Source organism: Pseudomonas sp. P8_241 (genome assembly GCF_034008315.1).
Classification (GTDB): Bacteria; Pseudomonadota; Gammaproteobacteria; order Pseudomonadales; family Pseudomonadaceae; genus Aquipseudomonas.
The window spans coordinates 3,534,314-3,556,144 of record NZ_CP125377.1 but is presented as its reverse complement, the minus strand read 5'-3'; the positions used below and the strand labels follow the sequence as shown (position 1 = coordinate 3,556,144).

General features: G+C 59.9%; 20 protein-coding genes. 3 read left to right on the top strand and 17 right to left on the bottom strand.

Going from position 1 to position 21,831, the window contains the following annotated elements; translation table 11 throughout:
* Positions 1 to 51 precede the first annotated feature (51 nt).
* The 9 genes from QMK58_RS16100 to QMK58_RS16060 are packed head-to-tail and all read right to left on the bottom strand — an operon-like array spanning position 52 to position 8,119.
* Positions 52 to 777, bottom strand: coding sequence for an ABC transporter ATP-binding protein (locus QMK58_RS16100; RefSeq protein WP_053159282.1), 726 nt, complete (start codon positions 775 to 777; stop codon positions 52 to 54).
* Positions 770 to 1,558, bottom strand: a complete 789-nt coding sequence (locus QMK58_RS16095) for an ABC transporter ATP-binding protein (RefSeq protein ID WP_320395022.1) — start codon at positions 1,556 to 1,558, stop codon at positions 770 to 772. Before QMK58_RS16095 ends, QMK58_RS16100 begins: the two co-directional genes overlap by 8 nt.
* The gene (locus tag QMK58_RS16090) at positions 1,555 to 2,529 is read right to left on the bottom strand and encodes a branched-chain amino acid ABC transporter permease (protein WP_053159286.1); all 975 of its coding nucleotides are present in this window, start codon (positions 2,527 to 2,529) and stop codon (positions 1,555 to 1,557) included. The genes QMK58_RS16095 and QMK58_RS16090 overlap by 4 nt, the downstream gene beginning before the upstream one ends.
* Positions 2,526 to 3,410 carry a branched-chain amino acid ABC transporter permease gene (locus QMK58_RS16085; protein ID WP_053159289.1) on the bottom strand — a complete coding sequence of 295 codons (885 nt, stop codon included), beginning with the start codon at positions 3,408 to 3,410 and terminating at the stop codon, positions 2,526 to 2,528. Before QMK58_RS16085 ends, QMK58_RS16090 begins: the two co-directional genes overlap by 4 nt.
* Positions 3,411 to 3,436: 26 nt before the next feature.
* Positions 3,437 to 4,585 (bottom strand): ABC transporter substrate-binding protein, encoded by a 1,149-nt coding sequence (locus tag QMK58_RS16080; RefSeq protein ID WP_053159291.1) that lies wholly within the window; start codon positions 4,583 to 4,585, stop codon positions 3,437 to 3,439.
* Between the two features lie 49 nt (positions 4,586 to 4,634).
* Entirely contained in the window at positions 4,635 to 5,198 is a 564-nt protein-coding gene (locus QMK58_RS16075; RefSeq protein ID WP_053159293.1) for an NADPH-dependent FMN reductase, read from the bottom strand.
* Positions 5,199 to 5,211: 13 nt separating this feature from the next.
* Positions 5,212 to 6,405, bottom strand: a complete 1,194-nt coding sequence (locus QMK58_RS16070; RefSeq protein ID WP_053159295.1) for a CaiB/BaiF CoA transferase family protein — start codon at positions 6,403 to 6,405, stop codon at positions 5,212 to 5,214.
* Positions 6,402 to 7,571: an alpha/beta hydrolase family protein gene (locus QMK58_RS16065; RefSeq protein ID WP_053159296.1), complete on the bottom strand. Its 1,170-nt coding sequence runs from the start codon at positions 7,569 to 7,571 to the stop codon at positions 6,402 to 6,404. Before QMK58_RS16065 ends, QMK58_RS16070 begins: the two co-directional genes overlap by 4 nt.
* 20 nt (positions 7,572 to 7,591) lie before the next feature.
* Entirely contained in the window at positions 7,592 to 8,119 is a 528-nt protein-coding gene (locus QMK58_RS16060; protein ID WP_053159299.1) for a VOC family protein, read from the bottom strand.
* Between the two features lie 115 nt (positions 8,120 to 8,234).
* On the opposite strand from QMK58_RS16060, the gene QMK58_RS16055 reads away from it, so the two are divergent.
* On the top strand, positions 8,235 to 9,038 hold the full coding sequence (locus QMK58_RS16055; RefSeq protein WP_053159301.1) for an IclR family transcriptional regulator: 804 nt from the start codon (positions 8,235 to 8,237) through the stop codon (positions 9,036 to 9,038).
* A 430-nt stretch (positions 9,039 to 9,468) separates the two neighbouring features.
* A complete protein-coding gene (locus QMK58_RS16050; RefSeq protein WP_320395021.1) occupies positions 9,469 to 10,374 on the top strand; it encodes a LysR family transcriptional regulator in 906 nt (301 codons plus the stop codon).
* Here QMK58_RS16050 and QMK58_RS16045 read toward each other — a convergent pair.
* The gene (locus tag QMK58_RS16045) at positions 10,364 to 11,140 is read right to left on the bottom strand and encodes a substrate-binding domain-containing protein (protein ID WP_053159308.1); all 777 of its coding nucleotides are present in this window, start codon (positions 11,138 to 11,140) and stop codon (positions 10,364 to 10,366) included. The two genes, QMK58_RS16050 and QMK58_RS16045, sit on opposite strands and share 11 nt — an antisense overlap.
* A gap of 24 nt (positions 11,141 to 11,164) precedes the next feature.
* Complete coding sequence (locus tag QMK58_RS16040) at positions 11,165 to 12,457, bottom strand: MFS transporter (RefSeq protein WP_320395020.1); 1,293 nt, start codon at positions 12,455 to 12,457, stop codon at positions 11,165 to 11,167.
* 251 nt (positions 12,458 to 12,708) lie between these two features.
* Between QMK58_RS16040 and QMK58_RS16035 the strand changes: the two genes are divergently transcribed.
* Positions 12,709 to 13,425, top strand: coding sequence for a class I SAM-dependent methyltransferase (locus QMK58_RS16035; protein WP_053159311.1), 717 nt, complete (start codon positions 12,709 to 12,711; stop codon positions 13,423 to 13,425).
* A 109-nt stretch (positions 13,426 to 13,534) separates the two neighbouring features.
* Here the strand turns inward: QMK58_RS16035 and QMK58_RS16030 are convergent, their stop codons facing one another.
* From QMK58_RS16030 to QMK58_RS16005, 6 genes are all read right to left on the bottom strand, one after another.
* The gene (locus QMK58_RS16030) at positions 13,535 to 14,152 is read right to left on the bottom strand and encodes a recombinase family protein (RefSeq protein WP_053159313.1); all 618 of its coding nucleotides are present in this window, start codon (positions 14,150 to 14,152) and stop codon (positions 13,535 to 13,537) included.
* Positions 14,153 to 14,423: 271 nt separating this feature from the next.
* Positions 14,424 to 15,782, bottom strand: a complete 1,359-nt coding sequence (locus QMK58_RS16025; protein ID WP_320395019.1) for a DUF1254 domain-containing protein — start codon at positions 15,780 to 15,782, stop codon at positions 14,424 to 14,426.
* Between the two features lie 101 nt (positions 15,783 to 15,883).
* Entirely contained in the window at positions 15,884 to 17,251 is a 1,368-nt protein-coding gene (locus tag QMK58_RS16020; protein ID WP_053159314.1) for a DUF1329 domain-containing protein, read from the bottom strand.
* Positions 17,252 to 17,276: 25 nt separating this feature from the next.
* Complete coding sequence (locus QMK58_RS16015) at positions 17,277 to 19,184, bottom strand: DUF1302 domain-containing protein (protein ID WP_053159316.1); 1,908 nt, start codon at positions 19,182 to 19,184, stop codon at positions 17,277 to 17,279.
* Between the two features lie 339 nt (positions 19,185 to 19,523).
* On the bottom strand, positions 19,524 to 20,624 hold the full coding sequence (locus QMK58_RS16010) for a CaiB/BaiF CoA transferase family protein (RefSeq protein ID WP_053159318.1): 1,101 nt from the start codon (positions 20,622 to 20,624) through the stop codon (positions 19,524 to 19,526).
* 51 nt (positions 20,625 to 20,675) lie between these two features.
* Complete coding sequence (locus QMK58_RS16005; RefSeq protein ID WP_053159320.1) at positions 20,676 to 21,818, bottom strand: acyl-CoA dehydrogenase family protein; 1,143 nt, start codon at positions 21,816 to 21,818, stop codon at positions 20,676 to 20,678.
* Between the last annotated feature and the right edge of the window lie 13 nt (positions 21,819 to 21,831).

Here is a 21,831-nt window from a genome sequence, read left to right as displayed (position 1 = left end):
GGGCAGAGGATCATTCGGAGTCGGTTGACAACGCGGTCAAATGCGCGGGCGTCAGGCCTTGACCTCGTCGGCCAGCTCGAAGTAAAGGCTTTCCAGGTTGTCGCGGCGCGCCAGTTCAGCACTGGTTTGCTGCAGGGCGATGCGGCCCTTGATCAGTACAACGGCTCGTTGCGTGAAGGGCAGCGCAATGTCCAGCTTCTGCTCCACCAGTAACAGGGTCAGACCCTCGCCACGCAACACGTCCAACGACTGCAGAATCTCTTCGACCACCCGGGGCGCGATCCCAAGGAAGGGTTCGTCGAGTAACAGCAGCCGCGGTTTCGACATCAGCGCGCGGCCGATGGCCACCATCTGCTGCTCGCCCCCGGACAGGGTGCCTGCCGCCTGATGGCGGCGCTCCGCCAACCTGGGGAACAGTTCGTAGACCCGCTGCAACTGCTCGTCGGCCGCCTGCTTGCCGCCGGGTAGCGTGATGGAACCGAGCATGAGGTTGTCCAGCACCGACATCGGCGCGAACATGCGTCGCCCTTCCGGCACTTGCACCAGACCGCGTCGCACAATCGCATCGCTGGTGAGTGCCATCAGATCAGATCCCTCGAGCAGGACCTGGCCCTTGCGCAACGGCAAGGTTGCGGACAGCGCGTTGACGAGCGTGGACTTCCCGGCACCATTGGGGCCCAGCACGGCAACCGTTTCGCCTTGCGCAATCGAGAGGCTGAGATCGTCGATCACCGGGCCGTGGCCGTAGCCCGCTGAGAGGTTGCGTATATCAAGCATTCTGCAGATCCTTTAAGTTGCCCAGGTAGGCCTGCACCACTTCCGGGTGCCGCTGGACCTCGGCTGCGGTGTCGTCGGCGATCTTGCGCCCGAAGTTCAGCACGGCCACGCGGTCCGCCAGGGACATCAGGAAGCGCATGTCGTGCTCGATCAGCAGGACCGAGATGCCGCGTTTGGCAATCGTGCGCACGATCTCCTCCAGACGGCGGCACTCCGGAGCGGTCAGTCCGGCGGCGGGCTCGTCGAACAACATCAGTCGGGGCTCCGCTGCCAGCGCACGGGCGATCTCGAGCAGGCGGCCTTGGCCGAAAGACAGCGTGGCGACGTCAGCATCGCGAAACTCCGACAAGCCAACGAAATCGATCAGGGAATCGGCCTTGGCCGCGGCTTCGCGCTCCGCACGAGCGGACGATCCAGTCCCTGCCAGGATCTGCCAGAGCGACGACGGCATACGACTGTGCATGCCCACCATCACGTTCTCGCGTACCGACATGCTCTCGAAGGGCTTGTTATGCTGAAAGGTGCGCACAATCCCGCGTGGTGCAAAGCCGTGCGGAGGCACCTTGCCCATGGGCTTTCCATCAAAGACGATCTCGCCGCTGGTGGGTGCTAGCGCCCCTGCGATCATTGAGAAAGTGGTGCTCTTGCCGGCCCCGTTGGGCCCGATTACACCGAGGATTTCGCCCGGGTAGACGTCAAGATCAAGGTCGGCGACGGCATGCAGGCCGCCGAAGCGCCGACCTAGGCCGCGCACCTGCAGGAGGGGGTTGTTGGCGCTCATGGCTGGACCTTCCGAAGTTGCACTTGCCCTTGACGACCTTGCCCTTGACGACATTGCCCTACGACACGATCCCAAATGCCGATCAGGCCACGCGGCTGGAAGATCACGACGAGTACCATGAACAGGCCGAACACCAGAGCATGATGATGTCCGATCAGGGGCGACAGCAGCAGTGGCATCAGGTACAGCACGGTGGTGCCGATGATGGCGCCGGCCGGCCGGCCGGCGCCGCCAACGACGACCATGAACAGCAACTGGAACACGGCCTCCTGGCTGAAGATGGCCGGGTTGACAGTGTTATCCACGAAGGCGTAGACCATCCCGGCCACACCGGCCAGCGCACTGGTGATGGTGTAGGCCAGTACCTTGGTGCGGCGCACGTCCACGCCCATGGCGACTGCGGCTTCCGGGTTGTCTCGGACTGCCCGGCAGGCACGACCAAACCAGGACCGGTCGAGACGCCACAGCGTGGCAAAGGTTGCAAGCAGGAGCAATACGATCACCACCGTGTACCAGGGGCCGGTGACGGTGGCGCCGAAGATGGTTGGCAGGCTGTAGTTAGTCAGGCCGCCAGTGGCGCCGGTTACGGCTCCGCCTTCGTTCAGCACCACGATGAATAGCTGAGCGAAGGCCAGCGTGGCCAGAGAGAGGTAGAAGCCGGCCAGGCGGGTGGCGGGAATGGCGACGATCAGCGCCAGCGCCAGGCAGACTGCCACCGTGGCGATGACAGCCAGCGGCAAGGGCAGGGCCAGTTGAGTGATGAAGATCACTACCGAGTAAGCGCCGATGCCGTAGAAGGCAATATGCGAGAACGCAACCTGACCGCAAATGCCGAACAGGAAGTTGTAGCTCAGGGCCAACGTGATCCACAGCAGCAGCTTGCGGTACACGTCCATCTGATAGCTGCCCAGAACAAAGGCCAGGCCAGATAGCACGAGGGCGGCGACGATGTAGCGTACGAGGGATTTCATATGCGAGCCTCCCGGGCCTTTAGCAATCCGGTGGGACGCACCAGTAGGAAGAGGATAAGCAGGACCAGCGGGACACCCATTGCCAGGCCGGCTGGGATGGGGGCGTAGCGCACCGTAAATTGCTCCACCAGAGCCAGCACGAGTCCGCCCAGCAGAGCCCCTTCGACGCGGCCGACGCCGCCTATCACCAGCGCGGTGAAGCCTTGGACCGCCAGCGGCATGCCCATCATGTAGTGGGCCGAGATGTTGGGCGCGACCAGAATCCCAGCCAGCCCGGCAACCGCCGCGCCCACCGCGAAGGATGCCGCGGTCACGCGCCCGAGGCGAATGCCCATGAGCGCGGCGGCACGGCGGTCGATCGCTACCGCCTCGAAGGACTTGCCGGTCAGTGTGCGTTCGAAGAAGTACCACACGCCGACGAAGACCAGTCCGGTGGCCGCGATGATGAAGAAGCTCTGGTACGAACCCGCGAGCAGCCCCAGTTCGAATCGTCCGAAGCCCAGCGCAGGCGGCACTGGTTGCGGATCGGCACCGAAGCCGATGGAGATCGACTCGCGAAACACCACCAGCATGCCCAACAGCGCAAGCACGGGCGCCACATGGGGCGCGCCTTTCTCCACCAGGGGGCGCACCGTCAGCCGTTCGGTTAGCCAGCCGATCACCAGCATCAACAGCAGCACCAGGACCATGGCCACCGGGTAGGGCATCTCGATGCGCGAGAGCGCGACGAAGGCCCCGAAGGCGGCCACCATGGCCCACTCACCCACCGCGAAATTGATGATGCCGGTGGGCCGGTTAATCAGCAGATAGGCCAGTGCCACCAGACCATATATGCAGCCGCTGGCGGCTGCGCTCACAAGCAGTTCCAGAAAATCGTTCATAGGATTCCTTACTGTAGCCCGGGGGCCTACTTGGTACCGGTGTGAACCACCGGACCCTGCTTGTCGCCGGTGTAGACGCGCACAACCATCCCATTGGGATCGAAGCCGGTCCGCTTGTCGTCGGCAAAGCCATAGCCGGTACCGGTTGCACCCATCACGCCGACATAGGCCTGGGTTGCCTGCATGGCCTGGCGTACTTTTTCCTTGTCGGTATTGCCCGCGCGCTGGATCGCGTCGGCGACCAGCATCATCCCGTCGTAACCGTAGCCATTGAGGTTGTAGGGCTCGTTGCCGGTTTCCTTCTTGAACGATTCGACGAAGCGTTCGACTTCTGGCTTGGCGGGATCAAACGCGTCTACGAAGGCAAGCCCGTCGAGCAAGCCCTTGGCCACTGCGGCGGTTTGCGGCGTCGAGAAGTTGAAGTTACCCAGCAAGGCGGACTTCATGCCCAGCTGGCGATAGGCGCGCAGGATGAGGGCGTTTTCAGGCGTCAGGAAGCCGGTGAGAAAGATGGCCTCCGGATTGGCTGCGCGCACTTTCTGCATCTGCGGCTCGGCCGTGGTGGTACCGCGCGAGATCACCTCCTCGGAGACGACCTGGATGCCGGCCTTCTCAAGACTGGCCTTGAATGACTTGGTGGTGAGTTGGCTCAGCTCCGTGTTGTCGGACACCACGGCCACCTTGCTGTACTTCTTGTTGGCTGCATAGGACAGCAGCGTGGCGATCTGGGTCGACCCCAGCGGGCCGGTTTGCCAGAAGTTGGGATTGCTGAGTTGGGTCGTCAAGGTGTCGCCGCTATTGCTCGGGGCCAACTGGGGGGTCTTCGTTTCCACCGTCACAGTCTGCACTTGTTGCGTCGCCGGAGTCAGCGAATTGGACAGGATGAACACCGCGCCAGCATCCACGAGCTTGCGCGCGGCGGTGGCGGAAATGTCCGGACGGCCCTGGTCGTCCTCCACCAGCAGTTCGATCTGGCGGCCGAGCAGGCCACCCTTGGCGTTGAGTTCCTTGACCGCGAAGGTGACGCCGGCCGAGACCGGCTCGGCATACGGTTTCGCCGGCCCGACCTTGTCGGTGATCATGCCGATTTTGATGGTGTCCTCTGCCATGGCCGGCAGCGCCACCAAGAGGGTGCAACCAAGGGCTGCTCGAATAGCTTTGCTGAATGTGTTCATGGTTTGTCCCGGATTGTTGTTATTGGGATCGCAGTTTTGGTAATCGCAGTTATCTATTGCGCGGGGTGACCTGTGTGATCCATTCGTTGAAGGCGTGCATTTGCGCGCCCAGTAGCCCGCGGGTCGTTTCATCCACGAGCCTGCCTTCGGCGTCGAACCTCTGGGCACAAAGACCGATGAAGATCTCCGGACGAGGCAGCACGATGGCTTCCAGGCAGCCCAGGACCTTGCGCAGTTCGTATTGCTGCCGCGCGCCGCCGACAGGACCGGGGGTAACCGACAGCAGCGCCACAGGCTTGTTCTTGAAGGGCTGGGGCGTCGTGCGGGACAGCCAGTCGATCGCGTTCTTGAGCGTGCCGCTGATCGAAAAGTTGTACTCGGGGCTGGCGATCAGCAGCGCGTCGGCGCACCGGATTTCTTCGGCCAGACGCAGGACTTCTGCCGGAATACCCTGCTCCTCGACATCGCCGTCATATACAGGAATGCCCCGCAGGCTGCCTTCGACCATTCGCATATGCGAGGGCATGTTTTCTGCCGCCGCGAGCAGGCCACTACGGTTGTAGGACTGATGCCGCAAGCTGCCGCAGATACCCAGGATTTGTAGATTCTTCATGTGGTTGTTTTCCTTAAGCAATCACTGCTGACTCGCGCAGCCGGTGGATGTCTTCTTCCGATACACCTGCAGCGCGCAGGACCTCGGTGGTGTGCTGACCGAGGTCAGGGCCCATGCTCGTGATCTGCCCCGGCGTGGCACTGAGCTTGGGGGTGATGCCGGGGACGCGCAAAGTGGACCCGTCGGCGAGGGAGACCTCAGGCACCATTTCGCGCGCCAGGAACTGCGGGTGGTCGATCATGTCGGCCACCGTGAACACTCGGCCGGCGGGGACCTTCGCATCTGCGAGCGCCTGCAGTGCATCGACCAGCGAACGCTGCCGGGTCCATGTTGCAATGGCTTCGTCGATCACGGTCATGGCCTTGACTCGTCCCGGATTGCTAGCGAGTTCCGGGGCAACGCCAAGATCATTGCGTCCAACCAGCGCCATGAGCCGGCGGTAGATGCTGTCGCCATTACCGGCGATCAGCACGAACTGCCCGTCTGCGCAGGGGTAGGCATTGGTGGGGGCCACACCAGGTAACGCGCTACCCGCCGGTTCCCTCATCATGCCGAAGCGATCGAATTCGGGAATGGCGCCCTCCATCATGTTGAACACCGATTCGTAGAGGGCGACGTCCACCATTTGGCCCTGGCCGCCGCGAACGTCGCGGTGGTAGAGCGCCATCAGCAGGCCGATCACGCCATGCAAGGCTGACAGCGAATCACCGATGCTGATGGCGGGCCGTATCGGTGCGCGGCCCGGCTCGCCGGTAATGTGGCGCAGGCCGCCCATCGCCTCTGCGATAACGCCGAAGCCGGGCTGGTCACGCATCGGACCAGTCTGTCCGTAGCCGGAGATGCGCAGCATGATCAGGCGTGGGTTGAGCCGCGAGAGGGTCTCGAAGTCCAGCCCCCAGCCCTCCAGCGTGCCTGGTCGAAAATTCTCGATCAACACATCGGCCTCCATGGCCAGGCGACGCACCAGGGCTTGCCCCTCGGGGTGCTTGAGGTCCAGAGCCAGCGAGCGCTTGTTGCGCGACTGCACATGCCACCACACCGAGGTCTCGCCCTCGGGCGTGCGCCATGTCCGCAAGGGATCTCCGCCTTCGGGCGGTTCGATCTTGATGACGTCGGCACCGAAATCCGCCAGTGTCTTGGCAGCAAAGGGACCCGCAATCAGGGTACCCATTTCAATCACGCGCAGACCGGAAAGTGGAGTTGTCATGGGAGTCTCCTCTCGTACTGTTCGGCCCAGCCGCCGATCAAGGCGACAGCCTTTTTCAGGTGTTCCGGCTGACCCTTGAAATAATGGTTGGCACCGGGCAGCAACTCGAAGCGCTTGTCGGTGCTCGCGCAGGCCTCGTAGAGCAGGCGCATGTCGGGCTGTGGGACGGCGTCGTCGCCACCATGCTCGATGGCCAGCAACGGCACAGTGATCGCTCGGGCGCAGGTTTCGCCATCGGCCTGCGAGTCATCCAGTGACCATTGCGATAACCAGGAGCGCAGCATCGAGAAGCGCGCCAGGCCGACCGGTCCGCTGTTAACGGTTTCCGGAACGCCCAGGTAGCAACCGGGGGCCCGATCGTTGGAATCGATGCGCATATCGAGGAAGCGAGGGTCGGCCATGGTGCGATGGGTCACGAAGCCGCGTTCCATTTCGGCCCCGCCGGCGCGGCGCAGTTCGTCCAGGGTTTCGCGCACGCGCACGGTGATGCGTCGAATCCGGGCAACCTGGGCCGCACGGTACTCGGCGAGCCAGTCCGCGGGGTAAGGAGCGCGCACCGGTTGGATTGACGAGTAGATGTCCAGACGCGGATCGCGGCGCGTGGGGTCGTCTTCGTCGAGTACCGAAGGATCGATCCAGTCGGCGAGGCAGCGTGCTCGCGAACGATGCGCTGCTTCCAGCACCAAACCGTCGGCCGGCCAGAGCTGGGCTGCCGTGAGGTCAACCGGATCGCCGGCAGGCGTGTGAGTGATGGTCGGTTGCTGGGCCTGCGACTGATAGAACAGGCTCAGCGATCCGCCGCCGGACCAGCCCAGCAGGATCACCTTCTTGTAGCCCATGACCTCTTTGGCATAACGCACGCAGGCGCCAAGGTCCAGCGCAACTTTTTCGTAGATCAGCGAGGTGTCGTTCTTGGCATAGCGGCTTCCCATGCACAGCACCGAGTGACCAGCTTGTGCCATGGCGCCCGGCAGCGGCAACAGTTGCAGCGTGGAGCTGGGGTGCATCATCAAGAAGACGGTGTGGCGCCCGCCCTCGCGCGGCCGGATCAGCACTCCCTCCAGGTTGACGACGCCTTGACTGCCGACGAAGCCGTAGCTCTCCGTGACCAGGCTGGACTCGGGGTAGCTCACATGCACCCACTGGTGTTCAATATCTTGAGTCATCCGACGTCTCCTTCAGCAACTCAGACTGTTATGGCGCGCCGGGCGGCCTTTTCGGACATCCACTTGCTCAGTTCCACATGAGCTGTTTCAATATCAGAATCAGAGACTGGCTCATCCGACATGTCGATCGTCAATTCCAGGCGAACGCCATTGGGGTCGAAGAAGTAGATAGAACGTACGAATCCGTGGTCGGTGATGCCGAGCACCTCGATGCCGGCACTTTCGAGTTTTTGTCGAACTCGCTCCATGGCACCCATCGAGTCGACCTTCAGCGCCAAATGGTTGACCCAGGCCGGAGTGTTGGGGGAGGGCTGCGCCGCCGTGTCGTCGCCAAGGTCAAAAAAGGCGATTGACGAACCATCGCAGAGATCGAAGAAAAGATGCGCGTAGGGGCAGTTCTCCCCCGTGCTGGGCACGCTGTCCGCAAGCACGACGTGGGTCAGCGGCAAGCCCAGGATGTCCTCGTAGAACGCGCGGGTTTCCTCTGCGTCGCGGCAGCGCCAAGCAAAGTGGTGAAGACGCCGAATGGGTTCAAAAGTCTTGGGCATGGGGCAAAGCCTCTATGTTGTTGTTGTTTTGGAGAATATGAGGAAACTAATGCAAAGTGTCAAATATTGAGATTTTACACACGACCAACGGCAATCACCCTGGAGTCCCCGCTTGATGAGCAAATTCGCCCGAATGACCGACGTGCTGGATCTCTTTTCCGAGAGCGATACCCTGCTGACAGCAGAGATGGTCGCTGCGCGTCTTCAACTGTCTCGCCCCACGGTTTTCCGTTACCTGCGCGAGTTGTCTACGGCCGGCTTCCTGGCCAATTACTCCGGCCACTACTCGCTCGGAGCGCGGATCATCATGCTGGACTACCGGATTCGTCAGTCGGACCCGCTGCTCAAAGCGGCACGCGAACCCCTGCAATGCCTTTCCGAGGAAACCGGATTCACCAGCTTCCTTTGCCGCATGTACAACGACGAAGTTGTTAATGTGTACCAGCAGGTCGGCCGCTACCCAGCGGGTGAGGCCTTCGCGCGGGGACATCCGATGCCAATGTTTCGCGGCGCGCCGTCGCAAGTCATGCTCGCCTTCCTGCCGCCGGCGCGCCTGCGCAAGATCTGTGAAAGGCATATGGACGACCCCGACCTGCAACGGCTGGGTACCGACTGGTCTGCGCAGAAGGCCCACTTCGCCGGTGTACGGAAGCGGGGGTACTACCTCTCAGAGCAAGAACTGGAGGCCGGAGCCATGGGCTTGGCCGTTCCCATCCTGATGCCACCTGTAGGCCTGGTGGGGTCCATCGCCCTGGTTTTCGACGTGGAACGGCTTGCATTGATCAATGTCGATGGCTGCGCGGCGCTCGCCCAGCGGCAGGCGATCGAGATTGCACAGCGACTCGCCGGGCTCGCTGCGGGAACCCGGAACGAGGGCACCGATTCAATCTTGACCCGTCCGGCGTCAACTAGGGCTTAGGTTGGTTTTTGTCGGGCAAAGCAGAATGACCACGCAGGATCAAAGGGGTTGGCCGCACTTCGTATTTTCACGTACCGAACGTTTGGAATCGTCGAAGCGCGAAAAAGCCACCGCCGCTGAAAACACCACCGACTTTGGTTTTCGCTGCAAATACCCAGCTTCGGTATCGGGATTCGGGGAGCAATGGAGCAGTAAACGTGCTTAAGCTCAGTACCTCCCCACAAACCCGCGCGCAGCCTGGGCGGTTTCATAAAATCACCGTTTTATGAAACCGCTCCGAGGATGGTCAAAGATGAATTTCTTGGTTCTTGCTGATCGTTGCCAGCCCATTTCGCACACTGTCTCCAACCTCACCGGAACCTGCATTGTGGAATAATTTTGTAGATTCATAGGATAAGCTGATCAATCTGTCTGATTCCGAGTGCGCACCATGGCCATCAACTTCGACCTCAACGACCTGCAAGCTTTTCGCGCCGTGGTCGAGCAGGGCAGTTTTCGCAAAGCCGCCGACACCGTGCGTATATCTCAGCCTGCGCTGAGCCGGCGCATCGAAAAACTTGAAGACGCCCTCGGGGTACGATTGTTCGAACGCACTACACGCAAGGTCAGCTTGACTCAGGCCGGGCGCGGTTTCATACCCAGCGTCGAGCGCTTGCTGGACGATCTGGACGTGGCGCTGCTGGGCATCAGCGAAGTCGCCTCGACCCGGCTCGGCCATGTCACGGTGGCCTGCGTGCCCTCGGCAGCGTATTACTTCATGCCGCGCGTGATCGCGCATTACCACCGGCAGTTCCCGAAGATCAAAGTCAAAGTGCTCGACTCTAGCGCCCACGACGTACTCAGCGCCGTCGTCAATGGCGAAGCAGATTTCGGTCTGAGCTTCATGGGTACGCTGGAGACTGAAGTGGAGTTCGAGCCATTGGTGCAGGAAGGTTATGTACTGGCCTGTCGGCGCGATCATCCGTTGTCGGGGCGAACCAGCCTGACCTGGGAAGAGTTCTATCAGCAGGATTACATCTCGCTGGACAAGACCTCGGGCAATCGCTTTTTGCTGGATCAGGCGCTGACCGGAATCGTGCCGCAACGGCAGAGCATCTGTGAAACCCGGCATGTGACGACGATGATCGGCTTGGTGGAAGCGGGGTTGGGGGTAGCGGCAGTGCCGCTGATGGCGATGCCGGCAACGGATCACCCGATTCTTACGCGGGTGCCGCTGACCGACCCGCAGGTGATGCGCAGTGTCGGCCTGATCAAGCGCCGGGGTCGCACGTTGACCCCGGCTGCGTTGGAACTGGAACGGCTGGTGGTGGAAATGAAAGTTCAGGTCAGCGACTGACCGAATCCAGCCCGGTTGCCTTCACATCCGGTTGAGCGGCCGAGGACGCCAGGTACTCCAGCAACGCCTTGGCTTCAGCCGGGTGTTGCGCGCCCACGGGAATGCCGGCAGCGAAGCGCGTTACCGATTGCACCGACTCTGGGATCTTCGCCACAAAACTTACGCCGGGCACGGGCAGCAATTCGCTGACCTGCTGGAATCCCAGTTGGTAGTCGCCTGTGGCAACCACCGAACCCACGGGGATTTTCGGGATCATCTTCGATTTGGGTTTGAGTTGATCCTCAATGCCCAGGCGCTTGAACAACTGATCCTCGATGTATACGCCGCTGGCGCTATCGGAATAGGCGATGGACTTCGCGTCGAGCAAGGTCTGCTTCAGTCCGTCAACGGAGCTGATGTCCGGCTTCGTCGCGCCCTCACGCACGACCAGCCCGATTCGGGAATCGGCCAGTTCAACCCGTGACGCCGGGTCAACCTTGCCTTGCTTGATCAAATCATCGAGGGCGTAGCCGACCATGATCACCACATCAGCTTTCTCACCACGGGCCAGGCGATTGGGGATCGCTTCTGGCGCCTTGCCCATCGAGGGGCCAAGGGCGGTGAACAGCGTGTTGTCGGTGGACGCGGCGAATTTCGGCCCGAGGACTTTGTAGGCAGCGGTGAAACCGCCGGAGGTCATCACGCGGATCTCTTCGGCCTGGGCAACGGTGCTCAGGCCGAGGCTGGCCACCAAGGCTAGGGCGGCAGCATTGAATAATTTTTTCATGGTCATTTTCTCTAAATTGCAGGTTCAAGACATCGCTGGTTGCAGGCGGCCAGTGGAGCGGCGATAGAGATACAGCGTCGCGCACAAGGCACAGAGTGCGGCGAAGCTCATCCAGTATCCGGGTGCGGCTTTGTCGCCGGTGTACTGGATCAGGAAGGTCGACATCGCCGGGGTGAAACCGCCAAACACTGCTGTGGCCAGGCTGTACGCCAGCGAGAAACCGGCGACACGGACTTCGACCGGCATGATCTCTGTGAGCGCCGCAATCATCGCGCCGTTGTACAAACCGTAAATGAACGACAACCACAGTAAGACCAACAGCATGTTGACGAAGCTCGGCGCGTTCACCAGGTACGTCAGCGCCGGATACGCGGTAGCGAGGGTCAGCAGTGCCATGGCGATGAGCACCGGACGCCGACCGATACGGTCAGATAATGCACCGCCAATGGGTAACCAGAAAAAGTTCGAAACACCCACCAACAGCGTCACTAATAACGCGTCGGATGTGCTCAGGTGCAGCACGGCTTTACCGAATGTTGGCGCGTACACGGTGATCAAATAGAACGCGGTGGTGGTCAGTGCGACCATCATCATCCCGGCAAATACGATTACCCAGTTTTGCGCAAGGGTACGGAACACATCGCCCATACTCGGCCGGTGCTTGCGTGCGGCGAACTCCTCGGTTTCTTCCAGATTGCGACGCAGGAAAAAGATGAACGGGACGATCATGCAGCCAACGAAAAACGGAATTCGCCAGCCCCAATCGGCAATCATCGCAGGCGCCATCCACTGGTTCAGTCCGTAGCCCAACGCTGCTGCAACGATGATCGCAACTTGTTGGCTGGCCGATTGCCAACTGGTGAAAAAGCCCTTGTTGCCGGGGGTGGCAATTTCCGAGAGGTACACCGAGACACCCCCCATTTCCGCACCGGCCGAGAAGCCTTGCAGCAAGCGACCGATCAACACGATGGCTGGGGCGAACAGTCCGATGGTTTCGTAACCTGGCACTAACACAATCAGGATCGTGCCGCTGGCCATGATCGACAGCGTCACGATCAAGCCTTTGCGCCGACCTACATCATCGATATAGGCACCCAGCACCACCGCGCCCAATGGACGCATCAGGAAGCCAGCACCGAACACTGCAAAGGTCATCATCAGGGAGGCAAATTCACTACTGGCCGGGAAGAACACGGCGGCAATCTGCGTGGCATAAAAACCGAAAAGGAAGAAGTCGAACTGCTCAAGGAAATTACCCGAGGTGACCCGGAAAATCGCACTGGCGCGTGAGCGCCCGGAAGGAATTGATGCTGTCATTGGCTTGTACTCCACCGCTTTTATGACGTGCACCGCCTGGACGCGCTGCACGGTTCTTATTGGGGAGAATGGTGGAGCAGGATGATCGATATGATAAGTGCATTGTTGGAATGCATTAATGCATGAAACTGATCAATGCAAGCAGAGGCATCCACCGATGCATTCCCTGCAGGAATGCAGTACATAAAATTAATGAATTTTTATTATCTCCATAGATGACCTAACTTGATTCAAGGACATGGAGAACCGCCTTGAAATCATTACCTCTCAATCCCGCTGAAAAATTTGATACCACACGAGCCAATGAGTACGGACGACAGAGCCGTATTGCGTTGGCAGGCTATGACGCCTGTCACGACCTTGCTGCCTGCATGCTGGCAGCAAGCCTCAGCAGTACAGGCTCGGCGAAGATACTGGTCGTTGGCGCTGGTGGTACGGCGCAGGAAATCATTGCAATGGCGACCTTGGAGCCCAGTTGGCGCTTTACTGCGGTTGATCCATCCGAGCCGATGCTGGCGGCTGCGAAGCACCAGTTGAAAACGAACGATTTGCTTGAAAGAACGCAAATGCATCTTGGACATGTTGAAGATCTGGAAGCCAACCAGTCCTACGACGCAGCCACCTTGATCGGCGTCCTGCATCATCTCGAGGGTAATGATGCCAAGCGACAACTTCTGCGATCTGTTCGGGCTCATTTGAAGCCGGGTGCGCCGCTGATTGTCGCGGGAAATCACTACGCTTATTCCAGCCAACCGCTATTGCTGGCGGCTTGGGGTCAGCGGTGGCGGCAGCAAGGAGCGAGCCCGGATGAAGTGACCGTCAAGCTGGGGAAAATCCTCCAGGGCGCTGATCCGCCACATTCTGAGGCGGCGGTTCAAAAACTGTTGAACGAGGCCGGATTCGGGGACGCTACGCGCTTCTTCAGCAGCTTGTTCTGGGGGGGCTGGTTGACGACCAAAATGGTTTGACGCTGGACGCGACAGGCAGCTACTGGCCGATTTCTGTCTGTCACGAGGGGCGAAAGAACGACCCATAGCTGATAGGGGCGACAGGCAGAAATCGACCGTGGATTCGCATTCAGGCGCTGGCCAAGTCCCTGATCCTGAGGACTGTGGTGGTTGAGCAGTTGGCGTGCCTGGCTGTTGCGCGGATGCCAAGGCCTGCACCGAGCAGTTCCGTAACGCGTTTGTGCAGATCTTCATCGACCGGTCGGCCCTGATACTTACCCGCAGCTTTAGCCTTCTCGATACCCTGGGCCTGGCGCTCGCGGCGTTGCTCGTAATCCTTACGCGCAATGGCGGCCATCATTTCCACCAACATCGAGTTGATAGCACCCAGCATCCGCCCGGTGAACTCGTCGCCCTTCGTGTCCTTAATTCCCTGATGACTGGTCGGTAGATCGAGCGCGACGATGCGCAGGCCCTTGGAATCAATCGTGGCCTTGAGCTTCTGCCAGTCCTCCACCGGCAAGCGTGAGAGCCGGTCTATCGACTCCACCAGCAGCACATCCCCCTTGCGCGCATCCTTGAGCAGACGCAGCAACTCGGGTCGGTCTGCGGAGGCGCCGCTGGCATTCTCCAGATAAACGCTCGCGATGACCTTGTTATGGTCGCTGGCGAACTGCTCCAGCGAGGCCTGGGCGCGGCTAGCGTCTTGTTCTTCGGTGGATGCTCGGAGGTATGCGCGGATGAACATGATGGGTGCCTGTATCAGTTAGGGTGTCCTACTAATACTGTTGCGCTATGGGTGTTACTTATCAAGCGGAAAGCGAAAATAAATTCGAATCAGCGCGTATCAGCTCAGGCATACCCTTTGTTACGCAGGGAGGGGAGTGACGAAAATGGGTTCGGAATAAAGGGAGTCGGATTGCACCAACTCCACTTGACCTGCATGCAAGACACTGTGCGCTAGCGTTGGTATCTCTTTTCAGTCCACGCGCTTGATCGCAGGGAGGCGATAAGAGCCATCAAGCACGGATGATCCAGGTCCGTAGAAACGCAGGGTCAGGTTGAACGGCCCGGCCCGGTAGCCAGTTTGACGTGTCGCTCGGGCGTTCCTGCTGGATTAGCAGGGTCAGCGAACCGTCTGCGGCCGGTTTGAGTCCCGCGGTCATGCTGCCAATGCTGTATCGGCCGAATGAGTTTTCGACAAACAGCATATCCGCGCCGTACATCGACAGATTCCAGAACAACGAGGCAGGCGGTTGCTGGCCCTTGGCGAATTGCATGACGTACTTGTGTTTGCCATCCAGAGCGCTTCCCTGGTCGTCCACCTGTGTGTTGGGATATAGCACTTGCTCCGATAGCTGTGCACCAATCACGTTTTTGGCCAGCGCAGCGCGCATCGCGTAATCATGACCAGCTCGGCCACCGACCATGAAGTAACGCCAGCCGTTGGTGACTTCGCCCAAATTCTTCCAGCGCTGATCGACGATCTGCTGGGCGGCCGCAACAGCACGGGTCAGCCCACGCAAGGTCGCCTCATCGAGTGAGCGCCAATCAAACCCCTTTTCTGGGCTCAAGCCAATCAGGCGCAATTGCGTCATGAACGCCTCATCCTGATCGCCACTCGCCGGCATGAACTGCTGCATGGCGTGCCCGAGCTGGTCAAAAAAACGCACGCCTTCCGGGGCCGTACCATTGAAGACAGGAATGTCTGCGGTACTCGGCTTGTATTGCAGACCATCGTGCAAATAAGCGGACAACGGCATGATCTGGAAACCTTTTTGCGCTTCGATGGCGGCGGCGACATCCTGCTCACCGTTGGCGAAAATACGTACCGCAATTACCCCCCACTTGGTGCGGCTCGGCACCTGGGTCATTTCACGAGGCACCGTGCCATGAAAGTCCGGACCGGTGATCAAGTAGTCGCCCGGTTGAGCGCCTTTGATACCACCAATGTTGCGGGTGACTTCATCGAAGGTGTTGCCAATCTGGGTCAAATACCAGCGTGGTTCAGTCAGCGCGGGGACATGCACAACCAGCGGTTCCTTGGACACGTCAAAGCGCGCGTAGGCATCGATCGTCACATTATTGGGTGTGACAACCGTGCGGTCCTTTGCTGTTTTCAATGCGCTGTACTTGCGCAGGGTGTTCATGCCCACGGCGCCGGCCTGAAGACTTTTCGGCCCCGTCACATCATAAAAATACAGGGGAAAGCCCCACAGGTAAGCCTGCACACCAAGGGTGTAAGCGTTTTCTTCGCGGGCCTGTTCGGCTGAAAGGATAGATGTTGCTGGCGCGTCGTTACTGGCCGATTGTGCGGGGAGGGGAAGAAGTAGCGAAAGACTCAGACCGATGGCCAGAGCGAGTCTTGTCATTATCATGTTCGGTTCCTTGACGAATGAAGATGCCTTTCACTTGGAAAGCTGCATCACGTGCTTCATCCGTCATCCAGATGAAGTACGTGATTAAGCACAACCGACGCTTAACGAATACCGGTGTTTCGCAGTGCAGCGGGGGTGAAGTCGGTCATGGTCGGACGGTAACTATAGTCCTGCCCGCGTTTGTTTTCGTTCTGCAGGTTGGAAACGACGTAGCGCCCGGCGATCAGGTCATACACCGTAATAGCAGCGTAGTTCGCGGTGCCCTGGACATAGTCGTTGACCAGAAGACCTTCCCCGACCCGCCACAGTTGACCGCGACCGTCGTAGTGGTCGATTTCCAGTACCGCCCAGGTGTCCTCGTCGAAGTACATGTGTCGCTTGGCATAAATATGCCGCTCGCCCGCCTTGAGTGTGCCTTCGACTTCCCAGACCCGGTGCAGTTCGTAGCGGGTAAGGTCCTGGTTGATGTGCCCGGGTTTGATGATGTCTTCGTACTTCACCTTCGGCGAAAACAACGTGTAGTTGTTGTATGGCACGTACATCTCTTTCTTGCCGATCAGTTTCCAGTCATAGCGGTCCGGAGCACCGTTGTACATGTCGTTCTGGTCGGCAACGCGCAGGCCATCGGCGGCGGTACCCGGGCCGTCGTACGCCACCTGCGGCGCACGACGCACACGACGTTGACCGGCACTGTAGGACCAGGCCATGCGCGGGTCTTTGAGCTGATCGATGGTCTCATGGACCAGCAACACGTTGCCCGCCATGCGCGCCGGCGACGTGACCTCCTGCTTGGCGTAAAACAGCACGTTGGCGCTTTGCTGCGGGTCGGTATCCTTCATCTGCCAGGGAAAACCGACGCTCTGCTGGACATTGACGAGGGTGTAGCTGCCATTGACCTGCGGCGTCGCCTGTACCAGGTTTTGCATGAAACTGGTGCCGCGGTAGCGGGTCAGGTGATTCCACACCACCTCAAGGCCAGACTTCGGAATCGGAAACGCGGTGTAGTGCGACTTCTCGAAGTTCTGCAAGCCATAACCATCGTTCACGGCGACGGTGTTCAGCGCGCTGGACTTCACCGCGGCATAGACATCCTGTGGCGAAGACGCGGTACGCTGAGTCTTGTACACCGGAATCTTGTACGTGTCGGGATAGCGCTGAAACATCGCCATCTGGCCCGGCGTCAACTTGTCCTTGTACTGAGCGGCGGTGGCGGCCGTAATGACGAATTGCGGTTTCTCGCCTTCGAACGGATTGCCGATAAAGTCGTTTTGCACCGGGGCGGCACTAGGCTTGAGGCCGCCGGCCCAGGCTGGAATGCTGCCATCGGCATTGCCTGCTTTCTCGCCACCCAGTGGCGTCAGGGTGGTGCCCAGTTTGTCGGCTTCCTGTGGCGAAACGGCTGCCATCACGCTACTGGCCAGCAGGGTCAGCGCCAAAGCACCGGCAGTCAAAATTGTGGTTTTTTTCATTGTTTTATCCTCTGCCTGTCGGCTGTCAAAAGTTCACGCCGACGCTGAGCGCAACGTAGTCGCGGTCGCCGTTGGTGTTGAAATGGCCGCCGAAGAAATCCGTGTAGCTGAGACTGGCGGTGTAGAGGTTGGCGTAGTCGGCATCCAGACCCAGGCTGACGGCTTTGAGGCCTTCCTCGAAGTTCGGGCCGTTACCCTCGACGTCATGGGACCAGGCGATGTTCGGCGCCAGGTTCACGCCGGCGAACACGTTCGGGTAATCCAGACGGCCGCGCAGGCGATAACCCCAGGAATCGGTGGTATAGAAGCCGTGGCTGTTGCACTCCTGCTGGGGGTTACTCGGCCGGGTAACACCGGCTGCGGCGCCGGGAACCTGGCTTGCCGCACCCGCGCAAGTTTGCGGTCCGGTGGCGCCCGCGCCAGGTCCGGTTGCCAGTTCGCCCGCACCGAAAATCGTGCTACGGCCAAATCGCAGATCCGTGCCATCCGCCTCGCCCAGACCATTGATGCGGTTGTATCCGACTTCACCCACCACGGTCAGACGACTGGCGCCCATCACCTGGTCGAAGAATTGCGTGGCACTCAATTGCGTTTGCAGTACCGGCATCCGCTCATAGCCCTTGAGCGGCGCTCCGGCGACGTTTTGCGATGCGCCAGAGATGAACAGCGGCGAGTTTTTGTTGCCCGTCGCCGCCAGGTTCAGGTCGCCGCCATTGAGTTGCAGCGGCATGTTCGGGCGGAAGCTGATTTCGCCAGCCAGGGCGGTGCCATCGACGTTGGTCGAGAAGCTCAGGCCGTAAAGACGAATGTCCTCTGGGTAGACCACGTGGTAGCTGGCCGTGCGGATTGAGTTGATAGCACCAGGGACAGTGGCCGCACCAGCACCGGTATTGGCGATATTGGTGGCGCGGGTGAAATCCAGATTGGGGTTGCGGGCATGATAGTTGAGGAAGTAGGCACCGAACTCGGTGTCATTCAAGTCCGGCGCAAACCAGCGCAAGGCCACGCCAAACTGGCCGCTGTCCTTGGCGTCCTTGGTCTTGGTGCGCGTCACGTAAGCATCATCCACGCCACCGCCCTGTGCTGCAGTGCCCGCCACCTGCAAACCAGATCCGGTGTTGGTCGCTACACCTGGAGGCAGGTCAAGACCGGCGATCACTGCGCGGTCGTTGCAGCCTTCAGGCGTAACATCGTTACCGAAGAAGGTGCCGCAGTTGTCCAGGACCGAGGGTGCCCATTCAATCTGGTAAAAAGCCTCGGCGGTGACGTTCTCGGACAGGCCTTGCGAGACATACAACATGTTCACCGGAATCAAGCCTTCCTTGACCTCGGCACCGGGCCGCCGCAGAGCCGCCACGTCGATCGGGTTGATGCTGTTGATCGAGTTACCGATGAAGGTACTTTCGCCCCAGCTCACCACCTGCTTGCCCAGGCGCACGTTGCCCTGCAATTCGTCGAGTGTGTAGTTGTGATAGACGAAACTGTCGAGGAACATCGCTCCGGACGACTTCGCCGCACGTTGGCGGCCATTATCATCGATGTCGTAAAACGGCCGGCTCTCGTCCATCAATTCGAAATCGTACCAATACTTGCCGCGCACGAAAGCGCCGCTGTCACCGTACTTCAGTTCCAGGTCATGCACGCCTTTGAAGATCTTCGAGAATGTCTCGCCCTTCTTGAAGTTCAAGCGGTTGTCATCGCTGGTACGCGCAGATGCGTTGCCCCTGACCCCTTGGGAATTGAAGTTGGAGATAAAGTCCGGGTCTGGTGCGCGTACGGACCAACTGGACCCAAGCGACAACGAACTGTCGAAGCTGCCCTGAATCTCCCCAATGCTGAAGTTGACTGCGTAAGCCGGTGCATTGATGCCCAAAGCAACAGCCGTGGCCAGCAGTTGCGGCCGAAAAATTCCGCGCATTGTTGTTTTTCTCATGCGGTACTCCGAGTGGGGTGAAAAGTGTGTAAGCGCTGAACCCGCTTGCGGGTAATTGCCGACTGACTGGTCAGTTCTCAGTGCCGTCCCGATGCTACGGTCCACCGCGCCTGAGCAGCCCACTCGGGAGGAGGGGAAAAGGAGTGGGGAGAGTGGGGAGAGTGGGGAGGGGGTGGTTCGCTCAAGAATTTCGAGGCGAACGAAAAACCTGTAGGAGCGAGCTTGTTCGCGATAGCTTCAGCTCAGTCAACGTTGATGTTGAATGTGCCGTCCTCATCGCGAGCAGGCTCGCTCCCACAGGTTCCGGGTTTTATCTGATTGGCATCGGCCGTACGAGCGTCAAGAAGACTGCCAGACGGAACCTTTTGCCGGTGAGTTCAGGATGCCCATGATCTGCTCGGTATGTTCACCCGTTTTCGGCACGCTTGCAGGCTGTACCACCTCGCCATTGAAGCGCGGTGCGACGGCGGTTTGCAGCAACCCATCGCGCTCGAACCAGGTTTCACGAGCGGTGTTGTGCGGATGCAGCGCGGCTTCGCTGGGTGCCAATACCGGGGCAAAGCACACATCGCTACCTTCCAGCAGTTCGCACCAATGTGCGCGTGTCTTGCTGGAAAACAGCTCGGTGAAATGCTGGTGCTGTTCTTTCCAGAACCGGCGATCCCATTGCCAGACAAAGCGCGAGTCAGCCTGGAGGCCGAGTTTTTCCAGCAGCAGTGAATAGAACTGCGGCTCGATCGAACCCAGCGTAATGAATCCGCCATCAGCGCAGCGATAGGTTGCATAGAACGGCGAGCTGTCATGAATATTCTTGCCGCGTTCATCACCCATAAAGCCCAGGTTACGTGTCGAAAGCATGAGCTGGAGCATGTGTGCCGAACCGTCGACGATGGCCGCATCGACCACCGCCCCTTTGCCGGTGGCCCGTGCGTTGAGAATGCCGCTCAGTAAGCCGATGGTCAGGTATAGCGCGCCGCCACCGACATCGCCTAACGTGGCGAATGCGGAGGAGGGGGGAGCTTCGGACGCACCGTTGTGAAACAGCGCGCCGGACAGCGACGCATAGTTATTATCGTGCCCGGCGACCTTGGCCAGCGGTCCGGACTGACCCCAGCCGGTCATGCGGCCGTAGACCAGGCTCGGGTTACGGGCCTGGCAATCTTGCGGCCCAAGACCCAGGCGTTCCATCACGCCAGGGCGCATGCCTTCGATCAGCGCGTCTGCGTCTTCTATCAGGCGCAAGACCAGCTCCCTACCCACGGCACTTTTCAGATCGGCGATCACCGAACGCTTGCCTCGGTTGAGCACGTTGACCCTCGACGCGCCACTGGCATCGCGCTCAACCGCAATCACTTCAGCGCCCAGATCGGCCAAATGCATGGCCGAAAACGGGCCAGGACCGATACCGCAAATTTCCACAATCTTTATGCCTTGCAGCATGAAAACACCTCAACGGTTACACAGGTTGCAGCCGGGGAAAAAAGTACGGGCTCATGCGACATCCATCAGGCGGCTGTACGCCGCGAGGTGGTAGTCATCATCGCCAAACTGATGGCTGAACATCACCAGTCGCTTGGCGTGGTGAGAGAGGTTGTATTCCTCGGTCATGCCAATCCCTCCGTGCAGCTGGATGGCTTGCTCTGAGATGTGGCGCGCGGCGCGGGTGACAATGAACTTGGCCGCGGCCAGGGCACGGCTGCGTTCAAGGCTGTCGGGGTCGTCGGCCACGCAAGCGGCAAGAATGACCATTGACGCCGCCTGATCCAGTTCACTGCGCATGTCCACCATGCGGTGCTGAAGTACTTGGAACTTGCCGATGGGCTGACCAAACTGTTTGCGGGTCTTGAGGAAGTCCAGGGTCAGGTTGCAGGCCTCTTCCATGCTGCCCAGCGCTTCAGCGCATTGTGCCGCGATGGCGCGACCTTGTTGGTAACGCAGCGCCGGGAAGGCCTCGCCGGTTTCGCCCAGTTGCTGGGCGTCACTGACAAATACGCCATCCAGGTAGAGTTCGCTGGCCCGGCGACCGTCGATGGTTTGATAATCGCGGCGCAGAACATCCGCGTGGGCAGGGTCAATCACGAACAGGCCGATGCCGGATTCGTCATCCTCCTCACCCTCAACGCGGGCGGACACCAGAACCAGGCCAGCAAACTGAGCGCCGATGACCACCGATTTGCGACCGGACAGACGCCATCCTCCGGTGGCTGGCGTGGCGCGAGTTTGCACGGAGCTCAGTTGGTAATGACTGTCCAGTTCTTCGGTTGCCACGGCGACCTTCAATTCGCCGCTTGCAATGCGTGGTAATAGATCGTTTTGCTGTGCCGGGCTACCCAGTTGGCTAATAAGGCCGCCGGCCAGAATCACCGAATCCATATAGGGTTCAAGGCACAGTCCACGGCCGAGTTCGGTCATGATCAGCATGGTGTCCACGCTATCACCGCCAAAGCCACCCAGTTGCTCGGCGAACGGTACGGCGGTCAGGCCGAGTTCGCCGAGCTGAGCCCAGAACAGCGGGTTGAATCCGGCTTCGCTGAGACGAAAACGCTCGCGTTGCTCGAAGCTGTAGTGGTCGCGAACCAGACGCGCCACGGTGTCCTGCAGCATCTGCTGCTCTTCAGTCAATTTGAAATCCATGATCGGGCGGCCT